Origin of the sequence: Clostridium omnivorum, assembly GCF_026012015.1 — a bacterium.
Taxonomy (GTDB): Bacteria; Bacillota; Clostridia; order Clostridiales; family Clostridiaceae; genus Clostridium_AX; species Clostridium_AX omnivorum.
On the sequence record NZ_BRXR01000001.1, the window covers coordinates 2,125,001 to 2,142,774 of the forward strand.

Sequence of the window (17,774 nt, forward strand, 5' to 3'; positions counted from 1 at the left end):
GGAAGAATTGTTGTTAAGGAACTCGGCAAATTGACCCCGTAACTTCGGGAGAAGGGGTGCCTACGCAAGTAGGTCGCAGAGAATAGGCCCAAGCAACTGTTTAGCAAAAACACAGGTCTCTGCTAAAGCGAAAGCTGATGTATAGGGGCTGACGCCTGCCCGGTGCTGGAAGGTTAAGGGGACTAGTTAGCGCAAGCGAAGCTATGAACTTAAGCCCCAGTAAACGGCGGCCGTAACTATAACGGTCCTAAGGTAGCGAAATTCCTTGTCAGGTAAGTTCTGACCCGCACGAATGGCGTAATGACTTGGGCACTGTCTCAACAACAAATCCGGCGAAATTGTATTGCGAGTGAAGATGCTCGCTACCCGCGATTGGACGGAAAGACCCCGTAGAGCTTTACTGTAGCTTAGCATTGAATTTCGGTATTGTCTGTACAGGATAGGTGGGAGACTGAGAAGTAGGGGCGTCAGCTCCTATGGAGTCACCCTTGGGATACCACCCTGACAGTACTGAAGTTCTAACCACAGTCCATGAAACTGGTCGTGGGACATTGTTAGGTGGGCAGTTTGACTGGGGCGGTCGCCTCCTAAAATGTAACGGAGGCGTCCAAAGGTTCCCTCAGAGCAGTTGGAAATTGCTCGTAGAGTGCAAAGGCAGAAGGGAGCCTGACTGCGACACCCACAAGTGGAGCAGGGACGAAAGTCGGGCTTAGTGATCCGGTGGTACCTCGTGGGAGGGCCATCGCTCAACGGATAAAAGCTACCTCGGGGATAACAGGCTGATCTCCCCCAAGAGTCCACATCGACGGGGAGGTTTGGCACCTCGATGTCGGCTCGTCGCATCCTGGGGCTGAAGTAGGTCCCAAGGGTTGGGCTGTTCGCCCATTAAAGCGGCACGCGAGCTGGGTTCAGAACGTCGTGAGACAGTTCGGTCCCTATCCGTCGCGGGCGTAGGAAATTTGAGAGGAGCTGTCCTTAGTACGAGAGGACCGGGATGGACTGACCTCTGGTGTACCAGTTGTTCCGCCAGGAGCACGGCTGGGTAGCTATGTCGGGACGGGATAAACGCTGAAAGCATCTAAGCGTGAAGCCCACCTCAAGATAAGATTTCCCATAGCGTAAGCTAGTAAGACCCCTTGAAGAACACAAGGTTGATAGGTCAGGGGTGTAAGCGCAGTAATGTGTTTAGCTGACTGATACTAATAGGTCGAGGGCTTGACCAAATATTCTTAATCTGTTCAGTCTTGAGAGAATAACATTCTTTCAAAGGAAACTCGCTCAACAGAGTTGAGGAGTACTGATTAGTTAGCAAAATCGAAGATTTTGACTAATCATGTATCTGGTGGTAATGGCAAGAAGGTAACACCCGTTCCCATTCCGAACACGAAGGTTAAGCTTCTTAGCGCCGATGGTACTGCAGGGGAGGCCCTGTGGAAGAGTAGGACGCTGCCAGGTTATATTTGGCTCCTTGGTCAAGCGGTTAAGACACCACCCTTTCACGGTGGTAACAGGGGTTCGATTCCCCTAGGAGTCACCATTTTATATGCAGATGTGGCGGAATTGGCAGACGCACTAGACTTAGGATCTAGCGCCTACGGCGTGGGGGTTCGACTCCCTTCATCTGCACCAATAAAGTCTGGATAGATTTATATCTAACCAGGCTTTTTATTTTTATAAAATATTAATTTGTATACTATATATCCACAAAAAGATATATAATATAGACATATTTCTGTGGATAATGTTGATAAAATATGTTGATAAGTGAATAACTTTTCAATTGGAGATGATGAAATGTTAATAGATAAGAATATAAAGCTTGTTCCTTTTATAAGGAGGCCTAATAGATTTCAGGGCTATGTGAGCATTGATGGAAAAGAGGAAATGGTTCACGTGCCTAATACAGGAAGGTGTAGAGAAATCCTTATTCCAGGAACTACAGTGGTGCTTAGAGAGGAAAACAATCCTTCAAGAAAAACTAGATATGATTTAATTGCAGGTTATAAGGGAGATAAACTTATAAACATAGATTCTCAAGCACCTAATAAGGTGGTAGAAGAGGCATTAAGAAATGGAAAAATAGAAGCTTTAAAAAAATATACAAATATACAAAGAGAAAAGACCTTTGGAAATAGCCGGTTTGATTTTAAACTTTCAGATGATGAAATGAGAGAATATTACCTAGAGGTGAAGGGAGTAACTCTTGAGGAAAATGGGAAAACTATGTTTCCTGATGCACCTACAGAAAGGGGAAGAAAGCATTTATTAGAGTTGGTAGAAGTAGTGATGAGTGGAAGAAGAGCAGGGGTGTTGTTTTTAATCCAGCTGGATGGTGCGGATTATTTTACTCCCCATGAGGCTATGGATAAACCTTTTTCTGATGCAGTAAGATATGCCTATGAGAATGGTGTTGATGTTTTTGCTTTTGATTGTAAGGTTGGAGTGGATTATATTACACTAGATAAAAGAGTAGAAGTAAGATTATAGTAATATGATTTTTATATACACAATTATTATGTATAATATATATATAAAGATTTTTAGAAAATAGCAATAAAAGTGTGTAGATTTATATATAGAGAAAGGTAGAGTTGATTATGAAGTATATTTTTTGTCCTAAGTGTGGAAAAAAGCTGATAGATAAATATAGCTGGGACGAAGGAAGTATACCCTACTGCCCTGAAGATGATATAATGTACTTTGATACTCCAAAGCCTTGTATAATAGTAGCTGTAGTTAAGGGCGATGAAATATTGCTGCTTAAACAAAGCTATACTTTTAAGGACTCAAAGGTTTTAGTGTCTGGCTATGTAACAAATGGTGAATCTGTAGAGGACACAGTATATAGAGAAGTTAAGGAAGAAACAGGTATAACAATTGATGATGTACAATATTTAGGAAGTGAATATCTAGAATCAAAAGAAATTCTAATGCTTACGTTTATGGCACGTTATGTTGAGGGAGAAATAACAAAATCATCTGAAGTAGAATGGGTAAATTGGGTTTGTTTAAATAACGCTATAAATGAAATGAATGAAGATGAAATAGGGAAGAGAATAGTGAGGAAAGTATTAAAAGAGATGGGCTTTACTGAAGATGGAAATATCTAATAAGTGGCATACATGAAGGCTCCATGCATGTAAATTTACAGTTTGTTTACAGAAAAAGGATGAAACATTATTTTTATAATGATATCATATAATAATAAGTGAGCACAGAGGGTATTGCTTAAATATTAATTGGTGGGTGAGAAATTATGGCAAAGAATGTACCAGAAATAAAAGGAACTTTAAGAAGTCATATGATAGAGCTTCCAGGAGTCATTAGAGAAGCTAGTGGCATAAGAGTATTTGGTAAGAGGTTGAAGTCTTTTTTATTCACTACTGATGTAGCTATCATAAAAAATACTAATGCAGATGCGGTTATAGCAGTTTACCCATTTACACCTCAACCAGTTATTACTCAAGCTTTAGTTCTTGCTGCGGATGTGCCAGTATTTTGTGGTGTTGGAGGCGGTATCACTACTGGAATGAGAGTAATTAATTTAGCTTTAGATGCAGAATTTAAAGGTGCCATGGGTGTAGTTGTAAATAATCCTACTCCTAATGAGGTTATCAGTCGAATGAGAGATTCGCTTGATATACCTATTATTGTAACTGTAGTATCTGAATTTGAGGATATAGATGCAAGAATTGAGGCTGGAGCAACCATATTAAATGTATCAGGAGCTAAGAGGACTGCAGAGATTGTTCGGAAGATAAGAGAAAAACATCCTAATTTTCCCATAATAGCTACCGGTGGTCCAACTAATGAAACCATTAAAGAAGTAATAGATGCAGGAGCTAACGCAATAACCTATACTCCGCCTACTACTGGAGAAATCCTTAAAGAAATTATGCTGGGATATAGAGACAGATATGAAGAGAATGTTGATATAAACCAGGAATCAGCAGTTGAAAAAGAAAAAGAGTAGATAAGATAACTCTATCTTAGGGTAGAGTTATTTTTGAGTAATAATGGAATAAAAACTATGAAAAAAATAATATAAATTAAGGAAACTAATTAATCATGCTAAAGTATAAAAAAGTGATGGGGGAAGCCAGATGAAAGGAATAATATATTATTTTAGTGCTACAGGAAACACTAAATGGGCTGCAAATAAGTTTAAAGATAACTTTAAAAAAGAGGATATAGTAGTTGAAGTAAAAAGCATGGAAAAAGCTGATAATATAGATATAGCAGGATATGATTTTATTGTAATAGGAACTCCAGTGCACGCAGAAGCAGCACCTAAGTTTGTTATGGACTTTATAGATAAATTGCCTGAAGGCCAGGGAATAAAAGCAATAGTCTATTCAACTCAAGGCGCGAATTCAGCTGCAGCTGCTGATATAATAAGTGATGTATTAGAGAAAAAAGGATACACTATAATGGTACAAACCTATATTAAAATATCAAATAATTATTATTTCGGGGTAGGTAAAGAACCAACTCTAGAAAAGATAACTAAAAATTTATCTGAAGCTGAAAAGAAAATTTCAAGGGTAACATCAGAATTTATCAAAGGAAACCAATATAAGAATTGTGTATCTCTTATAAGAATTGCAATGGGCAAAATATCAGGAAAAAGCTTTAATAGGTATCTGCCTAAGATTTCAACAAAGCTTACTTCAACAGATGAGTGTACTAAATGCGGTCTTTGTTTGCGTAATTGTCCTCATAAGAATATAACCTTTGAAAATGGGCATGCTGTTTTTCATACTTATTGTATGATGTGTACAAGATGTATTCATATATGTCCTAAAAATGCAATTAGGTATAAGGGTAAGAAAATAAAGCAGACACAAAAGAGTATGATAAAAGCATTAAACTTAAGATAAGGAAGGAGAGAAATGTAATGGCTGTAGGTGGAGATAATTGCAAAAATTGTCCAGAGTTTTTAGATAAGAAGTGTGATGGAAAAGCTGATGATTGTATGTGTAGAAGGTGTCCTAGAAGTTTAGGAAAATGTTTGATAACAAGATATTGCTCTGAGACAGAATCTGCACTTATATAAATTTGAAATGGGGGATATATTTATGAGAGAGGGCTATGATATTAAACTAGGGGAGTTTAAGGAGTATCTCAAAAAGCTGGAGTATCTTAATAATTCAGTAGCAGTACTATATTGGGATATGAGAGTAGGCATTCCTAAAAAGGCAATTCCTTATAGGGGGGAGATGCTGGGGTATCTTTCAGGAGAAGCATATAAGCTTCAAACTTCCGATACTATGAAGGAATTTATTGACTACTTTAGTGGGATAGAAGAGTTAGATGATGTAACAAAATCCATGGTAGAAAGCGCTAGAAAGAATTATGAACAGACAAAGAAAATACCAGAGGATAAATATAAGGAATATACTATTTTGGCTTCAAATGGTGAAGCTGCATGGGAAGAAGCTAAAGAAAAGTCAGACTTTGAAATCTTTAAACCATATCTTGAAAAATTGGTGGCATTTAATAAAGAGTTTATCGGATACTGGGGATTTAAAGAAAATAAATATGATACACTGCTAGACTTTTATGAACCAGGAATAACTGTTAAAGAACTTGATAAGGTTTTTGGAGAGCTTAGAGATGCAATAGTAACACTACTTAATAAGATAAAGAATAGTGATGTAAAGCCTAATGTAGAACCTTTTAAGAAAAACTTTTCTAAAGAAGATCAGGAAGCTTTTAGCAAACATGTACTGAACATTATGGGATATGATTTTGAAGCTGGAAGATTAGATGAGAGTACGCATCCCTTTACTATAAACTTTGGCAATAAGGATGTTAGAATAACTACACATTATTATGACAATGATTTTAGAAGTGCATTATTTAGCTGTATACATGAAGGTGGACACGCAATTTACGAACAGAACATTCCAGATGAGTTAATTGGAACAATGCTAGGTACAGGTGTGTCCATGGGAATACATGAATCTCAATCTAGATTTTACGAAAACATTATAGGAAGAAGTATAGAATTTTGGAAGTACTTTTATCCAGAGGTTCAAAAGAGGTTCAGCCAGTTTGAGGGTATTCCACTTACAGAGTTTTATAGAGGAATAAATGTAGTAGAGCCGTCTTTAATAAGAACAGAAGCAGATGAGCTTACTTATAGTCTTCATATAATTATTAGATACGAAATAGAAAAGGCACTAATAAATGGAGAAATAAAGGTTGAAGACTTGCCTCATATTTGGAATGAAAAGTATAAGGAATATCTTGGAGTAGAACCTGGGAATGATGCTGAAGGTGTACTGCAAGATATGCATTGGTCTGATGGAAGCTTTGGATACTTCCCAAGCTATGCATTAGGAAATCTTTATGGAGCACAATTCTTAAACAAGATGGTTAAGGATATGCCGGATCTATATAAAGATATTGAGAATGGAAACCTGAACAACATAAGAGAATGGTTAAAAGAAAATATTCATAAACATGGTTCTGTATATAAGCCAGCAAAACTAATAAAGGATGTTACTGGGGAAGAACTTAATGCTAAATACTTTATTGCTTATCTAAATGATAAATACAGTAAGATATATAATTTGTAATAAATAATGCTGGCTAATTATTTTTAGTCGGCATTTTTTGTGATAAAAGTGAAAATTTGTGGAACACTATTATTACTAAGCTTAAGGAGGCCGGCCGGTATGCTTTTATCAGAAGAAAAAAGCAGGATAGCAGAAGCTTGTCCTGAGTATAATCCTTCAAATCCAATATTTAAAGCTAATATAGCAGGCGGGATTCAAAGCTGCGATAGTTGTTCTTACTATGCAGATGGAAAATGCAAAAAAAATATTATGAATAATATTTGGAGTACAATAAGTTTAAACTAAAGTACCATAGAAAATAATTCGTTAAAAGGAGGTGACTAACAGAAAAATAAGTATATAAAAATTAGTTGTAAATTATATGTCTCAATAAAGATAAAAAGGCTTTAGAATGCAAAATATAAGCCAATTGTCGCAATTTTAAAAATGGTAAATGTATTATGATAGCTTATAAATAAGACTCTAAATAGGTTTGCATATACATAATATGCATAGTAAAAGAATAGATTATTGCAATCTCTTTACTAAATAAAAGTGTTTTTTTTATAAAAAAGTACAAATAATATAGCATAATTATAAAAAGAAATAATATTTACGGTTGAGAAATTTTTTTGTTAATGGTAAAATATAAATGGTGATAAAAATTCAAATATTTTAAAAGATGAAATTATTATGTCACTAATAATAGTTTGGAGGTATAGTTTATGCACAAGAAGTTGTTTATACCAGGACCGGTAGAAGTTAGACCGGACGTTCTGGAAAAAATGGCAACCCCAATGATTGGGCATAGAAGTAAAGATGCATCTGCACTTCAAAGAAGAATAAGCGATAAGCTTAGACAATTATTTTATACAAAAGAAGAAATTCTACTTTCAACTACTTCAGGTAGTGGTCTTATGGAAGGTGCTGTTCGTTCATGTACAGCAAAAAGAGCTGCCATATTTTCAGTAGGAGCTTTTGGAAATAGATGGTATGACATGGCTAAATCCAATAATGTACCTGCTGACTTATTTGAAGTAGAATGGGGCAAGCCTACTACTCCAGAATTAGTTGATGAAGTACTTTCCACAGGAAAATATGATCTTATAACTATAACTCACAACGAAACTTCAACAGGTTTAATGAACCCTGTAGAAGAAATAGCTGAAGTTATGAAGAAGTACCCAGAAGTTGTTTACTGCTTAGATACAGTAAGTTCAATGGGTGGAACTAAAATCGAAGTTGACAAATTAGGCGTAGATATTTGTATTACATCTTCACAAAAAGCGCTTGGATTGCCTCCAGGAATAGCAGCATGTTCTATGTCACAAAAGGCTGTTGAGAGAGCTAAACAAGTGCCAAATAGAGGATTGTATTTAGATTTATTATCACTTTACGAATACATACAGAAAAAGGATTATCAATATCCTTCTACACCATCTTTATCACACATGTATGCTTTAGACTATCAATTAGATAGAATTCTTGAAGAAGGCATAGAGAACAGATTTAAGAGACATAAGGAAATGGCTGAAGTTGTAAGAGCATGGGCTAGAGAACACTTTGAAATATTCCCAGATGAAAGATACATGTCAAATACTCTTACAAATATAAAGAACACAAGAAATATAGATGTAGCTGACCTAAACAAGAAGCTTGGAGAAAGAGGATTCCAAATATCCAATGGATATGGAAAGCTTAAGGATAAGACTTTCAGAATAGCTCATATGGCAGACTGCACAATGGAAGATATTCACGATGTACTTAAAAACATTGATGAAATATTAGGCTTTTAATAATAAAACTTGTAAATAACTATAAGGAAATGGAGACGCGTTTGTAATCGTTTATAAACCTCTCCATTTCTATGCAAAAGGATGTAAAAGTCGTTAATGATTTTAACATATAATCTATGGGTTATAAAAGGCACGGGTACATTACCCTGTGTTCTCAGTAAAAAGGAGGAATAAATATGATAAGAGTACTAGTAACTGATGGCATGGAAGCATCAGCTATAGTTGATCTTAAAAACAAAGGCTTTGAAGTCGTAGAACAGTTCTATGAGCCAGAAGTCTTAGGAGAAGAACTAAAGAACTTTGATGTTCTTGTAGTTAGATCTGCTACAAAAGTAAGAAAGCCTATAATTGATAAAGCAGTTGAAGGCGGAAGACTTAAGCTTGTTATTCGTGGTGGAGTTGGAGTAGATAACATAGATGTAGCTTATGCTATGGAAAATGGAATCAAAGTAACAAACACTCCAAATGCCAGCAGTGCTTCTGTTGCAGAGCTTGCTCTTGCTCATATGTTTGCATTAGCTAGATTTATACATATATCTAATGTTTCCATGAGACAGGGTAAATGGGACAAGAAAAAATACGAAGGTATTGAACTAGGCGGAAAAACTTTAGGTTTAATAGGCTTTGGAAGAATATCAAGAGAACTAGCTAAGAGAGCAGAAGTTCTTGGAATGAAGATTATTTATACAGATATAATGGGAAAGGCTGAAGGCTTTGACAGATATGAATTTGTTGAATTAAGTGATCTTCTAAAGAAAGCAGATTTTGTATCTCTTCATATTCCATATGATAAGAACAAAGGTGCAGTAATAGGAAAAGAACAAATTGCTATAATGAAGGATGGAGCTTACTTAATCAATTGCGCTAGAGGCGGAGTTGTATGTGAAGAAGCTTTACTTGAAGCTTTAAACAGTGGTAAATTAGCTGGAGCTGCAGTAGATGTATTTGCAGAAGAGCCAACTAAGAATGAAGAGCTTGTAAACCATCCTAAAGTATCAGCTACACCTCATATAGGAGCATCAACAGTAGAGGCTCAAACAAGAATAGGTGAAGAAATAGTTAGCATAATAGAAGAATTCTTTAAGGAGGGCTAAACTGTGGCAGTTGTAAGAGCGTTTAAAGGTATAAGACCTACAAGTGAACTTGCTGATAAAGTAGCAGCACTTCCATATGACGTTATGAATAGCGAAGAAGCAAGAGAAATGGTTAAGGGTAATCCTTATTCCTTCTTGCATGTAGATAAGCCAGAGGTAGATTTAGATAGAAGTATAGACCTTTATGATAAGAGAGTCTATGAAAAAGCAAGAGAAAATCTTGATAAGATGATTAATGATGGTGTATTAGTAGAGGATGGGAAGCCAAATTTATATATATATAGACAAATAATGGACGGAAGAGTTCAAACTGGAATAGTTGCATGTGCTTCAGTAGATGAGTATATTAACAATATAATAAAGAAGCACGAACACACTAGAGCAGATAAGGAACAGGACAGAATTAATCACGTTGATTACTGTAACGCAAATACTGGTCCAATATTCTTGACTTATAGAGCTAAAAAGGAAATAAGTGATATAGTTAAAGAATGGACTAAAAAAGAACCAGTATATAACTTTGTTGCTGAAGACGGAATTGCTCATGTTGTTTGGGTAATTGACGACAATGCTGTAATAGACAGCTTATGTTCATTATTTGGTGGAGTAGATTATCTATACATTGCAGATGGACACCATAGGGCTGCATCTGCTGTAAAGGTAGGACAAATGAGAAGAGCTCAAAATCCTGGATATACTGGAGAAGAAGAGTTCAATTACTTCCTATCAGTGCTATTCCCAGACGAAGAACTTTATGTTATGGACTATAACAGGGTTGTTAAGGATTTAAATGGCTTTACAACCGAAGAATATATGCTTAAGGTAGCGGAAAAATTTGATATAAGCAAATATGAAGGTGAGGGTCAATATAAACCTTCTAGCAAGCATACCTACGGAATGTATTTAGAAGGGCAATGGTATGAACTTGCTGCAAAAGAGGGAACTTATAACCCTAATGATCCTGTTGATAGATTAGACGTTTCTATTCTTCAAAATAACCTACTAAGACCAATTTTAGGGATAGAAGATCCTAGAACGGATAAGAGAATTGATTTTATAGGTGGAATAAGAGGACTTAAAGAACTTGAAAGAAGAGTAGAAAATGGAATGAAGGTAGCCTTCTCTATGTATGCAACTTCCATTGAAGATTTAATGGATATTGCAGATGCAGGAAAGGTAATGCCTCCAAAGTCAACTTGGTTTGAGCCAAAACTTAGAAGTGGTTTGTTTGTTCATAAGTTAAAATAAGTGTGTTCCTAAATAGATTTATTAGAATGGAACATTAACGAGATAAGTAAAAGGGTTTTTATTCAAAAGGGGGAAAAAGGAGTAGGTTTGGAGTAACATCCAAAGCCGCTCCTTTTTTATGCAGAAATTATATTATTATAACAATTTAGCTATTTTTTCAGCGATAACGCTAGGTTCAGTAGTTGGTTCAAATCTATCTACTATATTTCCTTCTTTATCTATTAAGAACTTCGTAAAGTTCCACTTAACTCCGTTGCCTTCTAAGATTTCTGGAAAGTTAGTTTTTAAAATCTCTGTTAGCTTTGCTCCTATTGGATGATTTAAATCAAAGCCCTTAAATGGAACTGATTCGCTTAAATACTTAAATAGAGGATGAGCGCTTTCTCCTCTTACATCGATCTTTTCAAATAATGGGAAACTTACCCCGTAGTTAATTTGGCAGAAATTCTTAATCTCATCACTGCTTCCTGGCTCCTGCTCTGCAAACTGATTGCTTGGAAAACCTAAAACTTCTACTCCTTTATCCTTGAACTCTTCATAGAGCTTTTCAAGTCCTTCATATTGAGGTGTAAAGCCACATTTGCTAGCTGTATTTACTATTAGTAAAACCTTTCCCTTAAATTGATCTAACTTTACATTCTCTCCATCAATATTTTTTAATTGAAAATCATATACTGACATATTATAACCTCCTAGATATTTTGAATTTAATTGTACACAATTTAATTTTATGTATCTAATATAACAAAATAAAAACTATTTGTCAATAGTAATTATCCATAGTTTACAAAACAATTGTGCAAAATTTATTTTTCCTTTATAATGGGCATATAAAAATGCTGCAAGCTTATAATAGAAACATTTATAACAAAGGAGTGTTAAGTATATGAGTACTTATGATAAATTAAAATTAGAAAACCAATTGTGTTTTTCAGTTTATGCTGTCTCTAGAGCTATAACCAAACTTTATAGACCGCTTTTAGAGGAATTAGATATCACCTATCCTCAGTACTTAGTAATGCTGGTGCTATGGGAAAATGAGACCCTAAGCCTAAAGGATTTAGGCAAAAAGCTTTACCTTGATTCTGGAACCCTAACCCCCTTACTAAAAAGGCTTGAGTCCATGGGTTTAGTAATGCGTAAAAGAAGCCTAGAAGATGAGCGATTATTAAATGTAAGCTTAACAGAAAAGGGGTTCCAGCTTAAAGAAAAGGCTAAAAGTATTCCAGATTGTATTTTAAAGGCTATTAACTTAGATATGGAAAATCTAATAAAAACTAAGGCTCAGATGGATAGCCTACTTACTTCTATTATAGATAACGAGAAGTAGAGTTTGCATAAATTAAAAAACATTCTTCAGTGTTTTAATTAGGAGTAAACTAATATTTTTCACAACTTAAAAAAGAAGGATTTTTGGATACTATGGAGAATACTGAAATATAATATAAAAATTTACAATTAGCATGCTGGAGGACTAAGGTGATGTACGGAGGAGTTACTATTGATGATGAGTTACTATCTGATATTGGAAATATAACTTATATAGATAATAAAAATTATGAGTGTTTTAGTTTTTTACCCGATGCTATATTAGTCCAGAGAGATGGCAAAGTTGTTTTTGCCAATGATGAATTACGAAAACTTCTGCATTGTAATGATGGAGCTATACTAGGTAAATCGATATTATCACTATTGCAGTTAAAGAGTGATGTTGTACTTAGTAACTCTATTAATAAATCCTTTAAAGTTGTTGAAGGTGAGTATAAGATTAAAGACTTTCAATCAAATACAATTGATGTAGATATAAGACGTAGTGTTAAGCAATTGAATAATTGTTGGTATGAGTTTTTTGTATTTAGAGATATAACTATGGAGAAGAAAAAGTACAATGCTGCTGTAGAGAGTGGAGTTACTACGACTAGAGATACGTCAGAAAGAATGGAATTGCAAGAAAAACTGTTTGAGAGCAAAGAACTATATAAAAAACTAATTGATATACTGCCAGATGGTATAAGTATTCACGATGGTATCACATATTCCTTTGTTAGTGACTCATATGCCAAAATGTTAGGGTATGATAATCCCAAAGAATTAGTAGGAAAAAGGCTTGACGAAGTTGTAAGTAAAGAAAACCATGAGCTTATTAAACGAAGAGTAGAAAATCTCTTATCTCAGGATGAAGTATTTTCAAGAGTAGAGTATCAATTCATTACTAAGCAGGGTATATCTAAAAGTTTTGAATCTACATCAATAAGGTTCTGGTATAATAACAAGTTGAATATACTATCTTCAATTAGGGATCTTACAGATAAAAAAAGGATTGAAGAAAGCAAGCTGCTGTTAGAGAGAACTATAGAGTATGATAAATTAAAAACAGAATTTTTCTCTAATATGTCTCATGAGCTAAGAACCCCATTAAATATACTTTTAAGTTCACTACAATTAATAAGTATGTACACAGATACAAAAGGAGATATCAACCTTTCATCAATAAGGAAGTACACAGGTATAATGAAGCAGAATTGTTATAGATTATTACGACTTATCAATAATTTACTAGATATAACAAAGATAGATTCTGGTTTTTATACATTAAATATGTGCAATCATGATATTGTGAAAGTAGTAGAAGATATTACCCTATCTGTAGCAGAGTATGTAAAAGAAAAAGGCATAGAGATTATTTTTGATACAGATATAGAGGAAAAAATATTAGGATTTGATGCAGATAAAATTGAAAGAGTGATATTAAATTTATTGTCTAATGCAGTAAAGTTCACCAAGTCTGGTGGAAGGATAGATGTGAGTATTCATGATCTAATAGATTGTATACATATTACTGTAAGAGATACAGGTAGTGGTATACCGAAAGATAAGATAAATAGTGTTTTTGATAGATTTATACAAGTGGATAAATCACTTTCAAGGAGAAGTGAAGGAACAGGAATTGGTTTGGCTCTGGTAAAATCATTAGTAGAGATGCATGGAGGAAGTATCACTGTAGAAAGTGAATATGGCGAGTACACTCAGTTTGATATAATACTTCCTGCAAAAATTCTTGCTGCTGAAGATGAATCAGGTTTATGCCATACTTCAATAAACAATGATTTAGATGATAAAAAAGTTGAAAGAATGAGCATTGAATTTTCAGATATATATCTATAATCGAAAGTATAAATAAGGAGTCTAAAATATATTTCTTGCTATATAATTATATAGTGTTATACTGAAGTCATGGATGTGAATACTACCCGTGTAGAAAATTGATTTATAAACGTGAAGATAATCTTTTTCTACTATGTTATTTTATTTATAGTAGTTACATAGCATTAATATAAAAAATGGATATGTAGTGTGCCTATTAATAGGTATATTACGACCTCGTGTTGAAGAACCACTTCGTAATTCTCGAAGTGGTTCTTATTTTTTGCAATTAATTGCATTGTAATTACTAAGTCTATATGTCAGGGAGATTGAATAAAGTGCATGAAACGAATAAAGATATAAGTGATGAAAAAATTGAAGAATATGAAATAGACTTTTATATAAGGATATTAGAGGCCTTAGTAGAAATTTACAAATATAATTCAAATGAAAATGAGTAGTTAGATATTTTTAGTAGTATTCATATCTATAAAACAGATAGAGGTAGATCTTAGGTCTACCTTTATTTTTTATTATTTTCTAGAATATCATTCAAGTTTTCTTAACTTAAAAACGAAGAAGGCTCCATTGTCTAAACCTTAAAGGAAAAGTATACTAAGAACATAAGGAAAAGATAAGCAGGGGGAGTAGTAATGAGTGATATAAGTATTGGCACAAATATTTTGCATTTGAGGAAGGAAAAAGCCTTAACCCAAGAACAACTTGCCAGCATGATTGGCGTTTCTGCTGGAGCAGTAAGCAAGTGGGAAACTGGAAATTCCAAGCCAGATATAGATTTGCTTGCGCCACTAGCAAGAGCTTTAAATACCTCCTTGAATGAACTGCTGTCGTTTAAAGAAGAACTTGAAGAAGAAGAGATTAAGAAAATTAAAAAAGAACTTGCAGATATATTTTTGCACCAAGGGTTTAGTGAAGGGGAAAAAATGTGTAAAGAGTATCTAAGCAAATATCCAAACAGTGCTGGACTAAAATTAAATATTGCTGGACTTATACAAATGTACTCTATGCTGCTAGGCGATAAATTTAAGGAATTAATAATAATAAAACAAAAATATGCACTGGCTCTCTTGTATGGAGTAGTGGACAGTAAAGAGAGTAAATATTTAAATACTGCTCTATTTCTTATAGCAAATATTCAAATATCACTTGAAGACTATGAAGAAAGTGAAAGATGTCTAAAAGAATTAATGAACTCTTTTATTGATCCAATGGTAATCTATGCTTCTCTTTTAGAAAGACAAGGAAAGAATAACCAGGTAGAAAGTCTATGCAAAAGAATGCTGCTAAGCTATATGGAACAAAGTAGAGCAATGATGTGTATATTATCTAGAACTTATAAGAATAATAATAACTTTGAGAAAGCTGTTTTATATTTAGAAGCAGTGAGTAAAATTGAAAGTATATTTAAAACAGGACTTTCTTCAGGCGCCTATAATTTGTGCAGGCTCTATATAGAAAAAGGTGAAATGGATAAGGCAGCTAAGTACTTTAAAAACTATGTGGAAGACTTGATTTCTATAGAATATGATTATAATAATAACCCATATTTTGAAAACCTTAAGCTTGAAATAGAATCAGAAGGTCAGAAGATAATACGAAAAAAATTATACGAGACTTTAATAGAGGAAGAGGATACTAAAGTGCTATCAAAACTTCCTGAGTATAATGAAGCAATTGATAAATTGAAGGCTGCTATGGAAGAATAAATTTGATTTTATATAATATATAAAAGAGGAAAAGGTATGATAGTAAGTGTAAGCAGGAGAACTGATATACCAGCATTTTATAGTGAGTGGTTTTTTAATAGATTAAAGGAAGGCTTTGTATATGTTGTAAACCCATTTAATACAAAACAAATAAGTAAAATAGAACTTACAGCTAAAACTGTAGATTGTTTTGTATTTTGGACTAAAGATGCAGAACATATGCTGAGAAGGTTGGATGAATTAAAGGATTTTAAGTACTATTTTCAGTTTACTATAACCTCTTATAGAAATGATGTAGAAAAAGATACAAGAGCAAAAAAGGATATTATAAATACATTTAAAGAACTTTCTAATAAAATTGGGAAGGAAAAGGTCATATGGAGATATGATCCCATTTTACTGAATGAGTCTTACACTAAAGAATATCATTACGAATGGTTTGAAAAGTTTTGTAGCCAATTAGAGGGGTATACTGAAAAATGTGTCATAAGCTTTTTAGATTTATATAAGAAAACAGAAAGAAATATAAAGGAATTAAATATAGAACCAATCAGTGACGTTGATATGTTCCAAATTGCAGAAGTGTTTTCTAAAATATCTTCAAAGTATATTATTGAATTAGAGACCTGTTCTGAAGGAATTGATTTGTTTAAGTACGGAATTAAAAAAGGAAAATGTATAGATGATAAATTAATTGCTAAGATAATGAATGCAGATATAGATGTGGGTAAGGATGATACTCAAAGAGAAGTCTGTGGATGTGTAAAGAGTGTAGATATTGGACAATATGATACTTGTAAGCATCACTGTTTATATTGCTATGCTAATTTTAACTATAAATTAGTAGAGGAAAATTGTTTAAAACACAATCCAAAGTCACCTTTATTAGTAGGAAGTATAAAAGGTGATGAAAAAATAACTATAAGAGAAATGAAATCTATCAAAATAAATAATAAGGATTTTGAACAAATCAGGCTAGTATAGGTTTAGTTTAGCATATAAAAAAGGGTATTGTTCTAGTTAATAAAAAGGGAGCAGTTCATAAATGCTCCCTTTTAGGTTAATAATAAATTAATTATCAGCACATGCCCAGGCATCAATTTCTACTTTAATTGATGGATCAGCTAAACCTGCTACATACATAAGAGTCATGCATGGATTATGACCCTTAAAAGCTTTTGATAAAGCTTCTCCACGTTTAGGAGCATCAATAGTGCCAACCATATAGAAGACTAGTTTTACTAAATCTGTAACTTCCATAGTAGCTGCATGTAAATTTCGAACAATATTATCCAAAGCATTTTCCAGCTGTTCTACAGCATCATTGGGAAGAAAGCCGTTCTCATCTTTTCCAATTTGGCCTGACATAACTAACCAGCGATTTTGGCCACTAACCTCTACCTGATGTGCGTAAGCTGCTACAGGTTCATGTATATTTTTAGGATTTCTAAATTCTTTCATAGTGCCACTCCTTTTATATATTGCTGCTTTTTATAGAATTTGGTAAGCAGCTAATAGTTTATTATAATTATATATAATTTTATTGCTGTAACAATACTTTTTTAACATGAATTATATAATCATTAATAAATTTATGTTTTACTTCTCTAATATCAAAATTGAACAGTTTGAATGAAAGTTGTATGAAATAACCACCAAATAGCATCATGGCTAATGTTCCTATGCCTAAAGTTCCACCTAGGAAATAGCCAGCAACTAGAGGAATGAATTCAATGAAGCTTCTAATAAGTTTAACTGGCTTATTAGTCTTTTTTGCTAATGCTACCATTAAACCATCTCTTGGCCCAGAACCTAATCCAGCTCCAATATAAAAGTAGCAAGCAACCCCTATAATAAACATTCCAAGTATTAGCATTAATACTCTGATTATTAAATTGTTAAAAACAGGAATTACATGATTAAGCATTAGTATGTCCATAAATATACCAATTAACAGCATGTTCCCTATAGTTCCAATACCTATTTTTTCACCCATTACCCAGTCTAGTATTATAATTAATACACCTATAATAATACTAGCTTGTCCCATTGTAATACCTGTTAATCTTGAAATTCCCTGATGAAAAATATCCCAAGGAGACAAACCAAGATTTGCATTAATAGTAAATACTATACCTACTGCATACAGAAAAAGTCCTATAAGTAATCTCAATAAAGTTAATATAAATTTTCTCATTAAGC

Annotated in this window: 18 protein-coding genes, 2 tRNA genes and 2 rRNA genes (1 of these 22 cut by a window edge); 19 read left to right on the forward strand and 3 right to left on the reverse strand. The window is 33.7% G+C overall.

Annotated features, from left to right (window positions below; genetic code table 11):
- From bsdE14_RS10140 to bsdE14_RS10205, 14 genes are all read left to right on the forward strand, one after another.
- Window positions 1-1,223, forward strand: a 23S ribosomal RNA gene (locus tag bsdE14_RS10140) (it extends 1,684 nt beyond the left edge of the window).
- Between the two features lie 115 nt (window positions 1,224-1,338).
- A 5S ribosomal RNA gene (rrf, locus tag bsdE14_RS10145) occupies window positions 1,339-1,455 on the forward strand.
- A 7-nt stretch (window positions 1,456-1,462) separates the two neighbouring features.
- Window positions 1,463-1,537: transfer RNA gene (locus bsdE14_RS10150), tRNA-Glu, on the forward strand.
- Window positions 1,538-1,545: 8 nt separating this feature from the next.
- Window positions 1,546-1,629: transfer RNA gene (locus tag bsdE14_RS10155), tRNA-Leu, on the forward strand.
- 165 nt (window positions 1,630-1,794) lie between these two features.
- Window positions 1,795-2,487: a DNA/RNA nuclease SfsA gene (gene sfsA / locus bsdE14_RS10160; protein WP_264852256.1), complete on the forward strand. Its 693-nt coding sequence runs from the start codon at window positions 1,795-1,797 to the stop codon at window positions 2,485-2,487.
- 110 nt (window positions 2,488-2,597) lie between these two features.
- A complete protein-coding gene (locus tag bsdE14_RS10165) occupies window positions 2,598-3,110 on the forward strand; it encodes an NAD(+) diphosphatase (RefSeq protein WP_264849812.1) in 513 nt (170 codons plus the stop codon).
- Window positions 3,111-3,256: 146 nt separating this feature from the next.
- Complete coding sequence (locus bsdE14_RS10170) at window positions 3,257-3,973, forward strand: beta/alpha barrel domain-containing protein (protein WP_264849813.1); 717 nt, start codon at window positions 3,257-3,259, stop codon at window positions 3,971-3,973.
- 130 nt (window positions 3,974-4,103) lie between these two features.
- Window positions 4,104-4,880, forward strand: coding sequence for an EFR1 family ferrodoxin (locus bsdE14_RS10175; protein ID WP_264849814.1), 777 nt, complete (start codon window positions 4,104-4,106; stop codon window positions 4,878-4,880).
- Window positions 4,881-4,897: 17 nt separating this feature from the next.
- Complete coding sequence (locus tag bsdE14_RS10180; RefSeq protein ID WP_264849815.1) at window positions 4,898-5,056, forward strand: hypothetical protein; 159 nt, start codon at window positions 4,898-4,900, stop codon at window positions 5,054-5,056.
- A gap of 22 nt (window positions 5,057-5,078) precedes the next feature.
- The gene (locus tag bsdE14_RS10185; RefSeq protein WP_264849816.1) at window positions 5,079-6,584 is read left to right on the forward strand and encodes a carboxypeptidase M32; all 1,506 of its coding nucleotides are present in this window, start codon (window positions 5,079-5,081) and stop codon (window positions 6,582-6,584) included.
- Window positions 6,585-6,683: 99 nt separating this feature from the next.
- On the forward strand, window positions 6,684-6,869 hold the full coding sequence (locus tag bsdE14_RS10190; RefSeq protein WP_264849817.1) for a hypothetical protein: 186 nt from the start codon (window positions 6,684-6,686) through the stop codon (window positions 6,867-6,869).
- A 419-nt stretch (window positions 6,870-7,288) separates the two neighbouring features.
- Window positions 7,289-8,359 (forward strand): pyridoxal-phosphate-dependent aminotransferase family protein, encoded by a 1,071-nt coding sequence (locus tag bsdE14_RS10195; RefSeq protein WP_264849818.1) that lies wholly within the window; start codon window positions 7,289-7,291, stop codon window positions 8,357-8,359.
- Window positions 8,360-8,535: 176 nt separating this feature from the next.
- Window positions 8,536-9,453: a D-2-hydroxyacid dehydrogenase gene (locus bsdE14_RS10200; RefSeq protein WP_264849819.1), complete on the forward strand. Its 918-nt coding sequence runs from the start codon at window positions 8,536-8,538 to the stop codon at window positions 9,451-9,453.
- 3 nt (window positions 9,454-9,456) lie between these two features.
- The gene (locus bsdE14_RS10205; protein ID WP_264849820.1) at window positions 9,457-10,701 is read left to right on the forward strand and encodes a DUF1015 domain-containing protein; all 1,245 of its coding nucleotides are present in this window, start codon (window positions 9,457-9,459) and stop codon (window positions 10,699-10,701) included.
- A 135-nt stretch (window positions 10,702-10,836) separates the two neighbouring features.
- On the opposite strand, the gene bsdE14_RS10210 is transcribed toward bsdE14_RS10205, so the two are convergent.
- Window positions 10,837-11,382: a glutathione peroxidase gene (locus bsdE14_RS10210; protein ID WP_264849821.1), complete on the reverse strand. Its 546-nt coding sequence runs from the start codon at window positions 11,380-11,382 to the stop codon at window positions 10,837-10,839.
- A gap of 205 nt (window positions 11,383-11,587) precedes the next feature.
- Here bsdE14_RS10210 and bsdE14_RS10215 point away from each other — a divergent pair, with 205 nt between their 5' ends.
- The 5 genes from bsdE14_RS10215 to bsdE14_RS10235 all read left to right on the forward strand — a co-directional run bounded on the left by bsdE14_RS10215 (window position 11,588) and on the right by bsdE14_RS10235 (window position 16,556).
- Window positions 11,588-12,031, forward strand: a complete 444-nt coding sequence (locus bsdE14_RS10215; protein WP_264849822.1) for a MarR family winged helix-turn-helix transcriptional regulator — start codon at window positions 11,588-11,590, stop codon at window positions 12,029-12,031.
- Between the two features lie 152 nt (window positions 12,032-12,183).
- A complete protein-coding gene (locus bsdE14_RS10220; RefSeq protein WP_264849823.1) occupies window positions 12,184-13,866 on the forward strand; it encodes a sensor histidine kinase in 1,683 nt (560 codons plus the stop codon).
- Between the two features lie 317 nt (window positions 13,867-14,183).
- The gene (locus bsdE14_RS10225) at window positions 14,184-14,306 is read left to right on the forward strand and encodes a hypothetical protein (RefSeq protein ID WP_264849824.1); all 123 of its coding nucleotides are present in this window, start codon (window positions 14,184-14,186) and stop codon (window positions 14,304-14,306) included.
- Window positions 14,307-14,498: 192 nt separating this feature from the next.
- Entirely contained in the window at window positions 14,499-15,572 is a 1,074-nt protein-coding gene (locus tag bsdE14_RS10230) for a helix-turn-helix domain-containing protein (RefSeq protein ID WP_264849825.1), read from the forward strand.
- 36 nt (window positions 15,573-15,608) lie between these two features.
- Entirely contained in the window at window positions 15,609-16,556 is a 948-nt protein-coding gene (locus bsdE14_RS10235) for a DUF1848 domain-containing protein (RefSeq protein ID WP_264849826.1), read from the forward strand.
- Between the two features lie 87 nt (window positions 16,557-16,643).
- Here the strand turns inward: bsdE14_RS10235 and bsdE14_RS10240 are convergent, their stop codons facing one another.
- Together bsdE14_RS10240 and bsdE14_RS10245 are read right to left on the reverse strand one after the other, a co-directional pair.
- A complete protein-coding gene (locus tag bsdE14_RS10240) occupies window positions 16,644-17,033 on the reverse strand; it encodes a RidA family protein (RefSeq protein WP_264849827.1) in 390 nt (129 codons plus the stop codon).
- A gap of 79 nt (window positions 17,034-17,112) precedes the next feature.
- Entirely contained in the window at window positions 17,113-17,769 is a 657-nt protein-coding gene (locus bsdE14_RS10245) for a YczE/YyaS/YitT family protein (RefSeq protein ID WP_264849828.1), read from the reverse strand.
- Window positions 17,770-17,774: the final 5 nt, after the last annotated feature.